Origin of the sequence: Pseudomonas sp. BGI-2 (assembly GCF_004310295.1) — a bacterium.
GTDB lineage: Bacteria > Pseudomonadota > Gammaproteobacteria > Pseudomonadales > Pseudomonadaceae > Aquipseudomonas.
On sequence record NZ_SISB01000002.1, the window covers coordinates 22,980 to 39,755 of the forward strand.

Here is a 16,776-nt window from a genome sequence, read left to right on the forward strand (position 1 = left end):
GCAAGCCCGCTCCCACACTGGCTCTGTGTTCACAGCAGATCAAATGTGGGAGCGGGCTTGCTCGCGAAGGGGCCAGAACAGTCACCCGCGATTAAGGGGACAAGTTCTTGTGAATCGTCCTACATGATCCACAGACCCCATGAACTGTGCCCTGAATAGCCACGATGCTAGTTTGCCTGACGTTCACGGAGGGCAAATTTTGACCATAAAAACGGCTGTTGCGATCGGTACCTTCTCACTGGCTTTATCGGGCTGCGGGACCGCGCTGACGGTGCTGCAAGATGACGAAGACGCCGCTCGCGGCCTGCGAAAGCAAAAAACCTACTGCCAGTCAATTCCCCGCATTTACAGCGGTCTGGCCTACGACTTCTGCATCTTGAATGCCCCGCCTGATCCCACCGGCTTCCTCGTCCCCTTCGTATTGCTGGACTTGACCCTGTCGGGTGTCATGGACACGGTTTCCTTGCCCTACACGATTTACCGCCAGGCTACAGACGGCAATCTCGGTATTTACTGGCGGGCAGGCCGCGGATAAGCAGGACGCCACGCTTTCGTCCAAGAGGGGTAATAAGCGCTGGGTCATTCCCGCCATGTTTACGCTATAATCCCGCCCTTTAGCTGTCTCTCGCCCCTTGCGAGGGGCACATTAATTTTTGAGGCGCTTGTCGCCTGCATGCAGACTAAAGAGGCTAGACCCCTGTGGCATTGACGATTCTTGGCCTGTCCGGCGCCCTTAGCCATGATCCTTCAGCAGCTTTGTACATCGACGGCAAGCTGGTCGCGGCGGCTGAAGAAGAGCGCTTTGTGCGCGATAAACATGCAAAGAACCGCATGCCATACGAATCGGCGAAGTTCTGCCTCGAGCAGGCGGGCATCAAGCCGTCCGACGTTGACGTGGTTGCGATTCCCTTCGCCCCGATCAGCCTGTTCGGCAAGGCGCGCTGGCACTACGCCAAACGTTACTGGTACGCACCGGACCGCGCCCTCGACGCGATCCTGATGGGTAACCGTCGCTACAAGCGCTATCGCAACAAGATTGTCTGGTGCCTCGAGCAACTGGGCTTCGATCCGAAGAAAATCAAGATCGAGCCAGTCGAGCATCACTTGGCCCACGCCTCCAGCGCTTACCACTGCTCCGGTTTCAAAGAGAAAACCGCGATCCTCGGGATCGACGGCAAGGGTGAGTACGCCACGACCTTCTTCGGTTACGGCGAAAACGGCAAGATCCACAAGATCAAGGAATTCTTCGATCCGGACTCCCTCGGCGGCCTGTACGGCGCGATCACCGAGTTCCTCGGTTTCGAGATGCTCGACGGCGAGTTCAAGGTCATGGGCATGGCGCCTTACGGCGATGCCAGCAAATACGATTTCTCGCGCCTGGCCTCGTTCGAAAATGGCGAATTGGTGATCAACACCGACTACGCCAACGTCATCGGCCTGCGTCGTTATAAAGAGAAGGGCAAGGGTTTCTACTTCTCGCCGAAGCTGATCGAGTGGCTGGGTCCCAAGCGCGAAGGCGATATCGCCGACGAGCCGTACATCCACTACGCCGCGAGCATGCAAGCGCTGTTCGAAAAGATCGCGCTGCAGATGATCGACTTCTACCTGGGCGACGTGCTCAAGGAAACCGGCAAGCTGGCCTACGCCGGCGGCTGTGCGTTGAACGTCAAGCTCAACCAGAAAATCATCGCTCGCGATGACGTCAAGGAACTGTTCGTCCAGCCTGCGTCTGGCGATGCCGGTACGGCGGTCGGCGCGGCGGCGTATGTGTCCCACGCTCGTGGCGTACCGGTCGAGAAGATGGAACACGTCTACCTCGGCCCGTCGTACAGCAACGAAGACGTTGTCGCAGCGTGCGCCCGTCACCCGAGCAAGCCGGTATGGCGCAAGCTTGAAAACATGCCGGAAAACATCGCCAAGATCATGGTCGATGGCAATCCTGTAGCCTGGTTCCAGGGGCGTATGGAGTTCGGTCCGCGTGCCTTGGGCGGTCGTTCGATCATCGGTTGCCCGAGCGCTGTCGGCGTGGCTGACCGGATCAACCACCAGATCAAGTTCCGCGAGCGCTGGAGGCCTTTCTGCCCGTCGATGCTCGACACCGTGGCCCCGCAGATGATCAAGATCGATCACCCTGCGCCGTTCATGACCTTCACCTTCGAAGTGGCTGAAGAGTGGAAAACCCGCGTGCCGGAAGTCGTCCACGAAGACGGCACCTCCCGGGCCCAGGTGCTCAAGCGCGAGTACAACCCGCGCTACTACGACATGATGAAGGCACTGGAAGTGCTGACCGGAAACGGCGTGTCGCTGAACACCTCGCTCAACCGTCGTGGCGAACCCATGATCTGCTCGCCGACCGACGCGCTGAACATGTTCTTCGGTTCCGATCTACAGTATCTGATCATGGAAGACATCCTGGTGGTCAAAGAGGGCGCCAACGCTTATGACACGCTCGGCTGAACGCCATGTGTTGCAGTTCTGCCACGGCTATGACGGGCCGTTTCTGGACTGCGCGCGGCAGTACGCCAGCCTGTTCGCGGGCACTGGCTATCGGGTGACCACGGTCTTTTTGACCGGGGCCGCCGATAGCGAGGTGGCCGCGAACTGCGCTTCCGATGAAGTGCTGTTCATGGAATACAGCTCCAAGGCCATTCGTGGCCTAAAGCTGGGCGCCATCAGCGATCTGCGCAAAATCGCCGCCTCGCGCAACTTCAGTTTCTGCATTGCGCACCGTTTCAAGCCGATCTACATCGCCTTGCTCGGCACCTCGCTGCCGGTGATCGGTGTGCATCACGCGTTTGACGATTACAAGCGCGGCACCCGTAAACTCTTCGCCCATCTTTTCCGCAAGCGCCTTAGCCTGCTCGGGGTCTCCGATGCGGTGCGAGACGACATGCGCCGTTGCCTGCCGAAATGGCCGGCCGGACGGATTCAGACGCTTTATAACCGTGTTGATGTGCCGGCGTTGCAGACCAGTCAGGTGTCAGTGCGTGAGGCTCGGGAAACCCTCGGTCTGTCGGCGGATGCCTGGATTGTCGGCAACGTCGGGCGGCTGCATCCGGACAAAGACCAGACCACGCTGTTGCACGGTTTTGCCGAAGCATTGCCGGGCTTGCCGGCCAACAGCCAATTGGTGATCCTCGGCAGCGGTCGACTGGAACAGGACCTCAAGGCCCTGGCCCGGGAATTGGGGATCGGCGATCGCGTGCTGTTTCTCGGTCAAGTGCCGGATGCCCGTCGCTACTTCCGTGCCTTCGATGTGTTTGCCCTGAGTTCTGATCACGAACCCTTCGGCATGGTGCTGCTGGAAGCCATGGCTGCCGGTGTACCGTTGCTCGCCACCGCGTGCGGTGGGGCGAAGGAAGTCGTTGAGGGCGTGGGCATTCTGTTCCCGCTGGGCGATGCCGAACACTTGGCCCAAGGGCTCAAACATCTGGCCGCGATGGACGACCAGCAACGTCACCAGTGTGCCGAGCTGATGCTCGATCGCCTGCGTGAGCGTTTCTCCGACCGCGCGGTACGCGATGCTTTCTGGCATTTGCCGCACGTCACCGAACTGGCACCGAGGGGCTGATGCTCAACCGATTTCAAGGCTGGCGCGAACGGGGCTGGGCGGTGGTCGACGCCTCGACTTATGCACAGGCCTGGCAACGATTTGGCGGCAGCGTCGCGACACATCCTCTGGTGGTTGAACGTCTGGCACAGCTGGCCGGGATCCCGGTGCGTTACCTGGCCTGGGAGCAAAACGGTGAAGTGAAAGCCGCTATTCCGACCTGGGGACGCGACCTGGCACTGTCCAAGGACGTGCTCAAACGCCGCGGCAAAAAGGGCTTGTTCGACCTCGGCAATGCCGAGTTGATCCTGCCGGCCGCCGCTGATGCACAAGCACCACTGCGCCATCGCGGACGTTATTTGTCGGCGCTCAGCGAAGGTCGTTTCATCGACATCAAGTTGCAGACCGAACAACTGGCCATGGCCCGCACGCCCGAAGAGTTGTCGAAGAAGTTTCGCTACAACCAGCGCCGTGAATTGCGTCTGCTGGAAGAGGCCGGCGGGGTGGTGCGGCCGGTCGCCGAGTTCTCCAGCACTGAGCTGGCCGCGATCTATTGCGACCTCTTTCAGCGCCGCTGGGGTTTCCCGGCCACTGGGGCCGAACGCATGGACGAGGTGATCGAACTGCTGCGGGACTTGCTGATCGGCTCAGTTATTTTCCTCAACGATGCACCTATTGCGATTCAACTGGTGTACCGCGTCGAGGCGCCTGAGTGGATCAGCGTCGAGTACATCAACGGCGGCGTCGATCCTGAAACGCGCGCGTTCAGCCCCGGTAGCGTGCTGAGTTTTCTCAACACACAAAGTGCCTGGGAGCATGCGCGAGCCCTGGATAAACCCTTGCGGTTTTCCTTCGGTCGCGCCGATCGAGAATACAAGGACCGCTGGTGCAATCCCGTGCCGGTCTTCACCGTGTGAGTGAACCCATGAGCCGCAAACAGCAACTGCTCAAGCGCCATCGGCGCAACAAACGGATCGGCCTGTTGATCGCGCTGGTGCTGTTGATTGCCATCGGCGTGTTGGTGGCCTGGTGGTTGCCGCTGATGCTCGCGGTGCTGGGCTGGATTGCCCACGAGGCATGGTTTGCCGACCATTTGTTCTATTCGACGAAAGACGATTACCAATACAGTTTTCCGCCGTACACCCAAAAGCCCAAGGTTCACCTGGACGGGGAGCGTTTGCGGCTGGACGAGGGGGTCATGCTGGTCGACGACGCCACGCTGGTGTTGGCGCTGCGGGTAAAAAGCACCTGGCTGGGTCGCTTTATCGACCCGGTGGTCGAGTTGGCGGGTGGCGAGAATCCCGACCGGCAAACGTTCGAGCGTGGCGTAAACGGCCTGCGTTATCTGAACCTCAGTGGTCAGTCGCAAGTGCTGTCGCGGGGTGAGTTGCGGCTGCGCGGGCGTTTCTGCCGGCTGCTCGGTGAGCCCGTGCTGTGGGCGTTCGAGCAACCGGATTATCGCCGCCAGCGAGTGATGGTGATCGCGCCTCACGCCGACGACGCCGAACTGGCCGCCTATGGTTTGTACAGCCAGGCCGATGAAGCCTGGATCGTCACCCTGACGGCTGGCGAAATCGAAGCCGAACATTATCAGCAGATCGGCCTGAACAAGGTCGAGGCCGCCCGACTCAAAGGCCGTTTGCGCGCCTGGGACAGCATCGCTGTGCCGCGTTGGGCGGGTGTGCCCGAAGCGCATTGCGTGCAACTGGGGTATTTCTGCCTGCAACTGGCGGCGATGCAGGCCGCACCGGCGCAGCCGATGGGTTCGCGTGAAGCCGAGTTGAGCGACACCCGCGCCTATCGCCAATTGAATCCATTTACTCTGCCGGGCGACATCGACGGCGCGCCGACCTGGAACAACCTGCTGGCCGATCTGCGTGAACTGTTGTTGCGCGCGCGCCCTGAAGTGATCGTGCTGCCGCATCCGACGCTCGATCCGCATCCGGATCATCTCTGCGCCCAGCAAGCGGTCCTCGAAGCCTTGAAAGGCCTTGAATGGCAGCCGACCACCTTGCTCGGCTACGCCAATCATCTGCACGATAACGATCGCTGGCCGATGGGCGATGCGGGGCATGGCATCGCACTGCCGCCGGCCTTTGACCCGGCGACGCCGATGCAGCCTTGCTGCCTGCCGCTGTCGCTGGACCTTCAGCGTGATAAGGCCATGGCGCTGGGCATGATGCACGACCTGCAACCGCGCATGCCGTTCAAGCGACGTTTGCGTCGGTCGATACAGCGGCTGTTGGCCCGTAGAGTGCCGCCCCTTTATGGCGAGAACGAATTTTTTCGCAAAGCGGTCAGGCGTCATGAATTGTTATGGCTGTTGAAGCATGGTGAAACATCTCGACAGCAGAAATGAAGCACTTCGGGGCCTAGCATGGCCGCGTCTTAAACAACTGCAGTGATTTTTCTGTGATCAACCCACGCCCGCGTATTGTTTTCCTGATTCCATATTTCGGCCAATGGCCGTTCTGGATGCCGTTTTTCCTGGAGAGTTGTCGTCGCAACGCCGATATCGACTGGTTGCTGTTCAGCGACTGCGGCACGCCCGAGAACCTGCCACCCAACGTCACCGTCGAGTGCATGACGTTCAGTGATTACTGCGCGCTTGTGTCGCAACGGTTGGATATCGACTTTGCACCGGAGGCGGCTTACAAGCTCTGTGACATCAAGCCGGCGCTGGGGCATATTCATGTCGACCGCCTGCAAGGCTATGATTTCTGGGCGTTCGGCGATATTGATCTGGTGTACGGTGACCTGCGAAGTTACTTCACCCCTGATCGGCTGGCCGGTTATGACCTGTTCTCGACTCACGAGCGACGGGTCGCAGGGCATCTTTGCCTGATGCGCAACAACGCCCGCAAGCGTGAGTTGTTCATGCAGATGAAGGACTGGCGCAAACGCTTTACCGATCAGGCGCATCACGCGCTGGACGAGGGCGCATTCAGTCGGATCTTCCTCTGGCGCAAGAATTTCCCCGAGCCTTTGTTCACCTTGGTGGGCAAGTTCAATCCGTGGCGTCGTCGCAGTGAGTTCACCGAGGCGTTCAGCACCCCGGGTGGCTGCATCAAGTGGCACGACGGCACGGATGATTTTCCGCATCGCTGGTATTGGCGCAATGGCTGTTTGAGTAATGATCGCGATGGCGATCGCCGGTTTCCGTATTTCCACTTCGTTTGCTGGAAACGCAACGAGTGGTCACGGTTGCCTCCACCCGATCCAGCCGAGGTCAGGCGTATTGCCGCCGAACCGGACTGGGTCATCGATGCGACAGGTTTCCACCGGGGAGAGTTATGAGTCAACGGTCAAAGGTTCTGCAATTGCAGCCTGACTACAACGTCAAAGCCCATGATTTTGCCGACCTCGCGGAGCAGATCGTCAAGGCGCTGCCGAGTGATCGCTATGAGGTCACTGCGGCATTCCTGCGTGGCAAGCCTGGGCCAGGCGAGGCTGTGAGCCGGGCCGACCGTTCGGTGTATTTCGAGTTTTCCGACAAGTCCCTCAAGGGCATGCGCCTGCGCGCGATGTGGCAGCTGTACAAGTTTTGCCGCGCGGAAAAGTTCGACGTGGTGATCTGTAACCGCTTCAAACCGGTGAACATGATGCTGACACTCAACCGCTGGTTGAAGGTCCCCCTGTGCATCGGCATTTCCCACGGTTTTGGCGAGTACGACCGGTTTTACCGACGCCGCCAGACCCAGCGCCTGATCGATCGTCACTGGCGCTTCGTCGGTGTGTCGCCGGCGGTCAAACAGTACCTGCTGGACTGTGACTGCGGTTTCACCGACCAGAATACCTACGCCATTACCAACGCTATCGACATCGAGCAGGCTGAAGGCTTGCAGCACAGTCGTGAGCGTGCCCGCGAATTGTTGGGCATCGATCCGTCGGTGCGCTTGATCGGGGCGCTGGGTCGCCTGGTGCCGGTCAAGGGCCATACTTATCTGTTGCAGGCGTTTGCTGCGCTCAAGGACAAGTACCCGAACACCCAATTGGCGATCATCGGTGCCGGTCGCGAAGAGTCGCGCCTGAAAGCCGAAATCGAAAGCCTGGGCCTGACCGGTCGTGCGCACCTGCTGGGCTTCAAGGAAATCGCCTTGCAGTACATTCGCGCGTTCGACGTCTGGACCATGCCATCCCTGGCTGAAGGCCTGGGGCTGGCATTGCTCGAAGGCATGAGCGGGCATCTGCCGGTGATCGCCTCCAACGTGCCGGCCATGCTGCCGCTGATCGAAGGCGCAGGAGGGCTGGCGATTACACCAAAGGACGTGCCGAGCCTGGTCGCGGCGCTGGATAACTACCTCGGGCTGTCAGATGACGAGCTCAATGCCAAGGGCGAACAGTCCTACCGTTATCTACAGCAAGAACATGACATCGAGGTGTTCCGCCAGGAGTACCTGAACTTGATCGAATCCGGCCTGGATCAGGCCCGCAAGGAACAACCATGAGCGACGCGCAACCTCTAGTAACCGTCATCATCGCGTCGTATAACCACGCTCGCTACATCGAAGAAAGCATTCTCAGCGTCCTCAACCAGACCTATAAGAACATCGAGTTCCTGGTGGTCGACGACGGTTCAAAGGATGACAGCGTCGAGCGGATCAAGGTCTTGCAGGCGCAGCACGGTTTCGATTTCCGGGTTCAGCAGAATCAGGGGCTGACCAACACGCTCAATGGCGCTATCGCGCGCTCCAAGGGTAGCCTGATCGTGCCGTTCGGTTCTGACGACATCATGCTGCCGGAGCGCATCGCGACGCAGGTGGCGTACATGGATGGCAAGCCCGAGGTGGGTATCTGCGCGGGCAACATCGAGCTGATCGACGCCGACGGCAATCTTTATCCGGAGAAGCGTCAACGCCGTGATGTGCCGTTCCGTCGTCTGGATTTCGATGACATGTTCCTGGAGCGCAAACCTTATCCACCCGCGCCAACCCTGATGATCCGCCGGGAAGCGTTGGACAAGGTGGGTGGGTTCGATCCGAGCATCCGACTGGAAGACTTGCTGATCGAGCTGAAGGTGACCCGTGCCGGATACTTTATCGATGGCCTGAATGTGCTGATGGCGCGCTATCGCAAGCACCCCACCAACTCTTACAAGAACCACCGCTTCATGGTCGACAACATCCTGCGCTCCTACGCGCTGTTCAGCGATCATCCGCTGTACGACGAGGTGCGTTACAAGTTCCTCAGTTCGATGTTCCTCAAGACCGCCAACCGAGATCGCAAGCTGGCCCGCGAGCTGCTGGCGCAGATCCCGTTCAAGGCCTGGAACAAGAAGACCTGGCGCGGTCTGGGGCGACTGTACTTCTCGCCGCTGGAAAAAGACTAAGGCCGTAACGCGATCTCTGTAGCAGCCTGCGTCCGGCTGCGAAGCAGTCGTAAACCCTGAATGCACGGTCTACCTGATACACCGCGTGCTCTGGTTTTACGACTGCTTCGTCCGAACGCGGCCCGAGCCGGACGCAGGCTGCGCCAGCTGCGACAGGGGAGGGTTGAAAGCTTCAGCGAGCGATCTTCTCCGCCAGGCTCTTGTCAGCCATCTTGCCCTGGCGCAGCCACTGCAAGACGTTCTTGCCGGCCGTCATGCCCGGTTTCTCTACGTACAGGAACGTAAAGCTGCTGATGACGATCAGCAGGCAACTGCATACGGCCAGCAGCGACAGATAGGTCCAGGTGTCACGAGCGTCCAGGTGCAGCACCAGCGGCAGGCGCTGGACCATCACCCAAAGCACGAAGCCGTGCAGCAAATAAGTGCTGTAACTGATTTCCCCGAGCCAGCGGATGCTGCGCGGTTTGAGAGCGCCGAACAGGGTGTTTCCTGAGGCCACGATCACAAAAAACAAGGAAAGCAGCAGCAGCGGCAGCAGGTTGAACGCGCGGTTGAATGCCGTAAAGGCAATCGCCAGCGCCAGCAACGCGATAATTCCCGCCAGTCGCGTCTGACCCCAGGCCATCAAGTGTGGCCGGCGTATCCAGTACGCCGCACCAATGCCGCCAAGGAAGCTCGCCAGAAAGTGCTTCTTCAGTGAGTGCTCCCAGCCGACCAATTGGTACAGGGCATAAATGCCGATCAGGCACAGCACCACTTGCAGCCAGCTACCACGATAAATGAAGACCATGCCGGCCAATGGCAGCGCCAGATAGAAAAATACCTCGTAGCCCAGGGTCCAGGTGACATTGGAGATCAGCATGCCGGTTTGGTGGTACTGATTGACGTCCGGTCGGTCGAAGGTCAGCCAGGCCAGGATCTGCCCTACGAGTCGGATGCCGGGCTCTTTGAGCTCCCAGTTCTGCAGGTAGAACACTGTGAGAAATACAATCAGCATCAGCGGCAAGTACAACGGGTATAGGCGAAATACCCGAGAGACTGCGAAGGCCAGCCAGTCGTGTTGACGTCCCTGGGTGAGCAATCGGTTCCAGAACAGAAAACCGGTGATCATGAAAAACAGCGCGACGCTGCCTTGGCCAAGCTGCAAGTAAAAGTTGCTCGGCGGGAACTCAATAACGCCGGTGCGCAGGAAGATCCAGGTAATCACCGAATGGTGCACGAACACACCGAACGCCAGATAGCCGCGTAGCCCATCAATGCTGGCATTCCGGCTTTCGCCCGAATGTTTCAGGTGGCGGGCGATTTTCGGAACTGCGCGCAGCAACAGGGCGGCGGTTACGATGGCCAGCAGATAGGCTGCCAGCGCAATGAGTGGGTTGGTTTCAGTCATCAATGAGTCCGGACCGGGGAACTCCCGGACAGCACTTGCCTGTGCAGGTTATCAACAGCGGATTTCGACGCCGTCATGGCGTATCCCTGGAGCAACGCTTCGAAGTGTTCTTCGAACAACCAGCGCTTATCCACCGTGTAGCGCTGCATATGGCGCAGATTCCGCTGCCGCAGGGACAGGCTCAGCGACGAAGGATAGATGCGCATGTCGGCCACATCGATCAGGCCGAACTCGCCATCCTCCAGCACCAGCACGTTACCCAGGTGCAGCGAGCGGAAATAGACACCTTGCTCATGCAGTTGAGCCATGAATTTGCCGAAACGCTCCACCAGTGCCTGACGCACCGCTGGCGCAGTAATGCCTTGCAGGACCTGACGCAGCGTGTTGCCCGGCAGCGGCGAATAATGGACGGCGCTACTGCCGTCTTCGTGCCGGTACAGATCAAGTATCTGCGGCGTTGGAATACCCAGGTTGCGCAGTTGAATGCTGTTGGTGGCGAAACGCTCGGAATAGGGGTTGAAACTGCCCGAGGTGTACCAGCGGCGGCGACGGAACAGCTTGAGGAAGCTGCCATCGACCAGGCGCAGGACTTTGGGGCCCAGACCATCCTCTTCTATCACCTGCGCATTGGCGGACATTTGGTGCATGACGGTCGATTTTAGTGACTTGACCGGTATCGCCAATAAACGTTTGGCGCGCTGATTGATGCTCAGCGCGGCGATGAACGCCAAAGGAATCCACAGAAGGAACCAGTGTTCTTTCGGTCGGGAAATGATTCCGCCACCTTCGGTCAAACCGGCACCGATACCAAATATCAGCCAGGTCGAGGCAATGATGAACAGCGGTTGAAGGCGATTACGCCAACTGCTCAATAATCCCCAGACCTGGAAAAACAACCACGGCAACAAACCGAAGATACCCACGTAATAGAGCACGCCAAGGGCAAAACTGTGGGGCTCCTGCAAGGAGTAGCCAACGCCGGGGTCGAGGGTCAGGTCAGCGTTGTAACCATGGCCGATCCAAGGGTGATCGGCAATTTTGTGCAGGGCCAACTGCCAGATTTCCAGGCGATAGGAGTCGCCGCGTTCGATGATCATCTGTGAAAACAATACGGTCACAGATGCTCCGCTGACGAACAGGGCGCCGAGCAAGACAACGGAGCGGCGGTTCCAGCAGATGAAAGCCAGCCACAGCGCGGCCATTGTCAGAGCAACCAGAGGGGTTCTGGAGCCGGTGGAGATTACTGCGGCGAACATTATTGCCATCGCAGGGATGCTCAGCCAGAGCATCTGCCGGCGCTTGCAAATCATGCTCAGACTCAGCCAGTAAGCACAAAAAAAGCCGTACATGTGGGAGGCAAGCAGCGGGTTATCGAACGCACCTCCGCCGATAAGGCGCAAGCCTGGCTCGTAGATGCGGGCGTATATGAACAGGTTACAGACCGTTCCGATCAGCCCGACCATCGCGGCGGTGAACAACAAAGGCTGGACGATTTCGCTGCGATAACGCACCAGCAAGTAGCAGCCGGCGAACAGCAGCAAGGTATGTAGTGGCGGTTTGAACTGGGCGGCGATGCGATCACTGCCAGGCCCCCAGCACAAACTGATCAGCGCCCAGGCGGCAAACAGCAGCACCGCAATGAAGATCGGCTCTCGGAGCAACTCCTTGAATTCGCGAGGCCGCAAGCAAAGGGCAATCAGTGCTGGAATGCTGAACAGTCCATAAAAAAGCTTGTGATGCAAACTTCGGCCCGGCAGGAAAAACAGCGCACAGAGGAGCAGGAGGTAGCCGACTGGAAGAATCCAGAGGCAGATAAAATCGAAGACTCGATTGGACACGCTATTGAAACCGCTGAGTTGCATGCTGAGAGATTCAATCCTGAAGTTGATCGGCCATTTCGGGTTGATGGCTATTTGATGCTGAATTTGATGCCTAACAATAACAGCCTTTATGCGATTGCCAGAACACTGAGGAAGCTGTGCTAAAGTCAGCGTCCTTTTTATCGACATTCGCGTGATATGACCGACTCCAGTCTCTCCGCAAGCCCATCGAGCTTGAAAATCTACTTCCGCCTGCTCGGCTATGTCCGGCCGTACATCAGTCTGTTTCTGATCAGCATCGTCGGTTTTCTGATTTTCGCTTCGACGCAGCCAATGCTCGGCTACATCCTCAAATACTTCGTCGACGGCCTGTCCAACCCCGAGGCGGTGCTGTTTCCAACCGTGCCTTACCTGCGCGACCTGCAACTGCTGCAGGCGGTACCGTTGCTGATCATCCTGATCGCCGCATGGCAGGGGCTGGGATCTTATCTGGGCAACTACTTTCTGGCCAAGGTTTCCCTCGGGCTGGTCCATGATTTACGTGTGCAACTGTTTAATAACCTGCTGGTTTTGCCTAATCGGTATTTCGACAAGCATAACTCGGGTCATCTGATTTCGCGTATCACCTTCAACGTGACGATGGTCACCGGGGCGGCCACGGATGCGATCAAGGTCGTAATCCGTGAAGGCATGACGGTGATCTTCCTGTTTGCCTCGCTGCTGTTCATGAACTGGAAACTGACACTGGTCATGGTCGCGATCCTGCCGCTGATTGCGGTAATGGTCAGTACCGCGAGCAAGAAATTCCGCAAGCAGAGCAAGAAGATCCAGGCGGCGATGGGTGACGTGACGCACGTGGCGTCGGAAACCATCCAGGGCTATCGCGTGGTGCGCAGCTTCGGCGGCGAAATCTACGAAGAAAAACGCTTCCACGAAGCCAGTCAAGGCAACACCGACAAGCAACTGCGCATGACCCGTACCGGCGCCATCTACACGCCGTTGCTGCAACTGGTGATCTACAGCGCCATGGCGGTGCTGATGTTCCTGGTGCTGTACCTGCGCGGCGATGCGTCGGCCGGTGACATGGTCGCCTACATCACCCTGGCCGGCCTGCTGCCCAAGCCGATCCGTCAATTGTCCGAAGTCAGCTCGACCATCCAGAAAGGCGTGGCCGGTGCCGAGAGCATTTTCGAGCAACTGGACGTCGCGCCTGAAATCGATACGGGCACCGTCGAACGCGATGCCGTCAGCGGTCGTCTGGACGTGCGCCACCTCAGCTTCACCTACCCCGATACCGATCGCCAGGTACTCGACGACATCAGTTTCTCGGTAGAGCCGGGGCAAATGGTGGCGCTGGTCGGGCGTTCGGGCAGCGGCAAGTCGACGCTGGCCAACCTGATCCCACGCTTCTATCACCACGACAAGGGCGAGATCCTGATCGATGGCGTTGAAGTGGAGCAGTACAAGCTGCTGAACCTGCGCAAGCACATCGCCCAGGTGACCCAGCACGTGACCCTGTTCAGCGACACCGTGGCCAACAACATTGCCTATGGCGATCTGGCGGGGGCGCCCCGTGAAGACATCGAAAAAGCGGCGAGAGACGCCTATGCGATGGACTTCATCGCGCAGTTGCCCGAAGGCCTGGACACCCAGGTCGGCGAGAACGGGGTGTTGCTGTCCGGCGGTCAGCGCCAGCGTCTGGCGATTGCCCGTGCGCTATTGAAGAACGCTCCGTTGCTGATTCTCGACGAAGCCACGTCGGCCCTCGATACCGAGTCCGAGCGGCATATTCAGGCGGCGCTGGACCAGGTCATGAAAGGCAGGACCACCCTGGTGATCGCTCACCGGTTGTCGACCATCGAGAAGGCTGACCTGATTCTGGTGATGGATCAGGGCCGGATCGTCGAGCGCGGTACCCATGCCGAACTCCTGGCGCACAACGGTTACTACGCCCGACTGAATGCCATGGGCCTTGATGCACCGGCGGAAGACATCGCCTGACCCTTGTTCACCGGGCGTGCAATGCGCCCGGTGATTTGTATCAGTTGTCGGCATTTCTGCTCAAAAAACGACCAGTTTTGATTGTCGAATCATCCCATTGCAGCCGTCGCACAAGCCAGCGCCAACCCTGTGGTAATATCGCGCCCCTGTTCATTTTGTATGTGGGTTGCTCCATGAAGTTGTCCATGCCGCGATTCGATCAAGCCCCTGTCTTGGTGGTCGGCGATGTCATGCTCGACCGTTACTGGCATGGTGGTACCTCACGGATTTCCCCTGAGGCGCCGGTACCGGTAGTCAAGGTCGAGCAAATCGAGGACCGCCCGGGCGGTGCCGCCAACGTTGCGTTGAACATTGCCGCCCTCGGCGCACCGGCCTCGCTGGTCGGCGTGACCGGCGATGACGAAGCGGCCGACAGCCTGGCCAATAGCCTCAAGGGCGCTGGCGTGCGCGCGTTGTTCCAGCGCATCGCGCACCAGCCGACCATCGTCAAGCTGCGGGTCATGAGCCGTCACCAGCAACTGCTGCGTATCGACTTCGAAGAACCCTTCGCCACCGACGCCCTGGCGCTTGGCGAGCAAGTCGACGAGTTGCTCGAAGGCATCAAGGTGCTGGTGCTGTCCGACTACGGCAAAGGCGCACTGAAAAACCATCAGGTGCTGATCCAGGCCGCCCGTGCCCGTGGCATTCCGGTGCTGGCCGATCCCAAGGGCAAGGATTTCTCGATCTACCGGGGTGCGAGCCTGATCACGCCGAACCTCAGCGAATTCGAAACCATCGTCGGCGGTTGCGCCGATGAGCATGAGCTGGTGAGCAAAGGCGCGCAGCTGATGCACGACCTGGACCTCGGTGCGCTGCTGGTGACCCGTGGTGAGCACGGCATGACCTTGCTGCGCCCTGATCATCCGGCGCTGCACTTGCCTGCCCGTGCCCGTGAAGTATTCGACGTGACCGGTGCCGGTGACACGGTGATTTCCACGCTGGCGGCCGCGATTGCCGCGGGCGAAGAACTGCCACACGCGGTGGCCCTGGCCAACCTGGCGGCGGGCATCGTCGTCGGCAAACTCGGTACGGCGGCGATCAGCGCCCCGGAACTGCGTCGCGCCATCCAGCGTGAGGAAGGTTCCGAACGCGGTGTGCTGGGCCTTGAGCAGTTGTTGCTGGCGGTCGACGATGCGCGTGCGCACAAAGAGAAGATCGTTTTCACCAACGGCTGCTTCGACATCCTGCACGCCGGCCACGTGACCTACCTCGAGCAGGCGCGCGCCCAAGGCGATCGTCTGATCGTTGCGGTCAACGACGATGCATCGGTCAGCCGCTTGAAAGGGCCGGGTCGGCCGATCAACAGCGTCGACCGTCGCATGGCTGTATTGGCCGGTCTGGGCGCAGTGGATTGGGTCATCAGCTTCCCTGAAGGCACCCCGGAAAACCTGCTGCGTGAGGTCAAGCCAGACGTGTTGGTCAAGGGCGGGGATTACGGGATCGACCAGGTGGTCGGCGCGGACATCGTGACCGCTTACGGCGGGACCGTGAAAGTCTTGGGGCTGGTGGCAAACAGCTCGACTACCGCGATTGTCGAGAAGATCCGCAAGTCCGAGTGAAGCCATAAAAGATCGCAGCCTCGTTTCACTCGACAGCTCCTACAGGGAATCGCATTTCAATGTAGGAACTGTCGAGTGAAACGAGGCTGCGATCTTTTGCTTTTAAGAGCTGACCTTCTTGCGCGGCACGATCTTCTTCAGTAATTGCTTTGCCTTGCCACGTAACCGGGCCAGGCCCGAGTCCTTCCCTGGCGGGCTCAACCCCTGCTGCCGCACCCAGTCCTTCCAGCGAATCCGCTCATCGCGCACCAGCCAGCCTTCCTGTCGGGCAAAACTCTCTGCCAGGTACAACCCGCGCGTACTCGCCGGGTACAGCTGATCCTTTTTCAAGGTATACAACTCGGCCATCGGCTGGCCGTCCTGCAGGGGCATCAAATACAAATCGGGGCGCTTGCGATCAAGCCGGGCGACCAGTTGATCGCCTTCCAATCGTTCGTCGACATGGAACAGGCTCAGGGATTTGGCTTCCTTGGGCACGTCCAGGCGCAAGTCATAAATCAATTGCAATGAGGCTGTCGGCAAGTGCACGTAAGCCCGTGGACGTTCGATCAACTGCATTTTGGCGCAGCGCACTGGCCGAGCCGAGCCGGAAAACGGCGTAAGGCGAAAGGGCAAAGCCTCGCGATAATGCAGCGCGGAAGAGTAGGGCGCCGGCAGCCAGGTTTCATTGAACTTCCCACCGAGCCAGCCTTCCGGGGTTTCCAGCAGGCACTCTTCGGCAATCTCCTGGATCGCCGTGTGCAGGGGCAGGTTCAGCTCATGGGCCGGCACGTAACCGGAGATCAACTTGAGCACCACATCGCCGCGGTCTTGGCGGCGCTGACGCACCAACACCCAGTAATCGCGATTCTGCCAATGCAGGGTCAGGCGCACCGAGACCCCGAGGTTGGCCAGTTCCAGAGCGAACCGCTCGGTGTCGGGTACCGTCACCGGGCGGCGACGTTGCAGGGTCTGGGAGAAATTGAGCGGCATCCCGACGCTCAGATAGCTCAAGCCTTCGGGAGTCGCTTCGACGTACAACGGCAGGGTCTTGAAGTTGCTCGGGTTCTTTCTTATGAGCGTACGCGGCATGTCGGCTCCTGCTTAAG

14 protein-coding genes are annotated in these 16,776 nt (G+C 59.3%); 11 read left to right on the forward strand and 3 right to left on the reverse strand.

Going from position 1 to position 16,776, the window contains the following annotated elements; all coding sequences use genetic code 11:
* Nucleotides 1-199 precede the first annotated feature (199 nt).
* The 8 genes from EYC95_RS01375 (at nt 200) to EYC95_RS01410 (ending at nt 8,879) form a co-directional block, all read left to right on the forward strand.
* A complete protein-coding gene (locus EYC95_RS01375) occupies nt 200-535 on the forward strand; it encodes a YceK/YidQ family lipoprotein (protein ID WP_042932434.1) in 336 nt (111 codons plus the stop codon).
* A 164-nt stretch (nt 536-699) separates the two neighbouring features.
* The gene (locus tag EYC95_RS01380; RefSeq protein WP_131058761.1) at nt 700-2,457 is read left to right on the forward strand and encodes a carbamoyltransferase; all 1,758 of its coding nucleotides are present in this window, start codon (nt 700-702) and stop codon (nt 2,455-2,457) included.
* The gene (locus EYC95_RS01385; protein ID WP_131058762.1) at nt 2,441-3,571 is read left to right on the forward strand and encodes a glycosyltransferase; all 1,131 of its coding nucleotides are present in this window, start codon (nt 2,441-2,443) and stop codon (nt 3,569-3,571) included. Before EYC95_RS01380 ends, EYC95_RS01385 begins: the two co-directional genes overlap by 17 nt.
* Complete coding sequence (locus EYC95_RS01390; protein WP_131058763.1) at nt 3,571-4,467, forward strand: antimicrobial resistance protein Mig-14; 897 nt, start codon at nt 3,571-3,573, stop codon at nt 4,465-4,467. Before EYC95_RS01385 ends, EYC95_RS01390 begins: the two co-directional genes overlap by 1 nt.
* A gap of 8 nt (nt 4,468-4,475) precedes the next feature.
* Nucleotides 4,476-5,909, forward strand: coding sequence for a PIG-L family deacetylase (locus tag EYC95_RS01395; RefSeq protein WP_131058764.1), 1,434 nt, complete (start codon nt 4,476-4,478; stop codon nt 5,907-5,909).
* Nucleotides 5,910-5,962: 53 nt separating this feature from the next.
* Nucleotides 5,963-6,847, forward strand: coding sequence for a DUF6625 family protein (locus EYC95_RS01400; protein WP_131058765.1), 885 nt, complete (start codon nt 5,963-5,965; stop codon nt 6,845-6,847).
* Nucleotides 6,844-7,998, forward strand: a complete 1,155-nt coding sequence (locus EYC95_RS01405; protein ID WP_131058766.1) for a glycosyltransferase family 4 protein — start codon at nt 6,844-6,846, stop codon at nt 7,996-7,998. The genes EYC95_RS01400 and EYC95_RS01405 overlap by 4 nt, the downstream gene beginning before the upstream one ends.
* Nucleotides 7,995-8,879: a glycosyltransferase gene (locus EYC95_RS01410; RefSeq protein WP_131058767.1), complete on the forward strand. Its 885-nt coding sequence runs from the start codon at nt 7,995-7,997 to the stop codon at nt 8,877-8,879. The genes EYC95_RS01405 and EYC95_RS01410 overlap by 4 nt, the downstream gene beginning before the upstream one ends.
* Nucleotides 8,880-9,051: 172 nt before the next feature.
* Here the strand turns inward: EYC95_RS01410 and EYC95_RS01415 are convergent, their stop codons facing one another.
* Nucleotides 9,052-10,269, reverse strand: a complete 1,218-nt coding sequence (locus EYC95_RS01415) for an acyltransferase (RefSeq protein ID WP_131058768.1) — start codon at nt 10,267-10,269, stop codon at nt 9,052-9,054.
* On the reverse strand, nt 10,269-11,954 hold the full coding sequence (locus EYC95_RS01420; RefSeq protein WP_256656895.1) for a bifunctional O-antigen ligase/aminoglycoside phosphotransferase family protein: 1,686 nt from the start codon (nt 11,952-11,954) through the stop codon (nt 10,269-10,271). The genes EYC95_RS01415 and EYC95_RS01420 overlap by 1 nt, the downstream gene beginning before the upstream one ends.
* A 51-nt stretch (nt 11,955-12,005) precedes the next feature.
* Here EYC95_RS01420 and EYC95_RS30430 point away from each other — a divergent pair, with 51 nt between their 5' ends.
* The 3 genes from EYC95_RS30430 to hldE all read left to right on the forward strand — a co-directional run bounded on the left by EYC95_RS30430 (nt 12,006) and on the right by hldE (nt 15,688).
* Nucleotides 12,006-12,254 (forward strand): hypothetical protein, encoded by a 249-nt coding sequence (locus tag EYC95_RS30430; RefSeq protein WP_256656896.1) that lies wholly within the window; start codon nt 12,006-12,008, stop codon nt 12,252-12,254.
* Between the two features lie 33 nt (nt 12,255-12,287).
* Entirely contained in the window at nt 12,288-14,090 is a 1,803-nt protein-coding gene (gene msbA, locus EYC95_RS01425) for a lipid A export permease/ATP-binding protein MsbA (protein WP_131058770.1), read from the forward strand.
* A 173-nt stretch (nt 14,091-14,263) separates the two neighbouring features.
* Complete coding sequence (gene hldE, locus EYC95_RS01430; protein ID WP_131058771.1) at nt 14,264-15,688, forward strand: bifunctional D-glycero-beta-D-manno-heptose-7-phosphate kinase/D-glycero-beta-D-manno-heptose 1-phosphate adenylyltransferase HldE; 1,425 nt, start codon at nt 14,264-14,266, stop codon at nt 15,686-15,688.
* A 102-nt stretch (nt 15,689-15,790) separates the two neighbouring features.
* Here hldE and EYC95_RS01435 read toward each other — a convergent pair whose 3' ends face one another.
* Nucleotides 15,791-16,759 (reverse strand): metal ABC transporter ATPase, encoded by a 969-nt coding sequence (locus EYC95_RS01435; RefSeq protein WP_131058772.1) that lies wholly within the window; start codon nt 16,757-16,759, stop codon nt 15,791-15,793.
* Nucleotides 16,760-16,776: the final 17 nt, after the last annotated feature.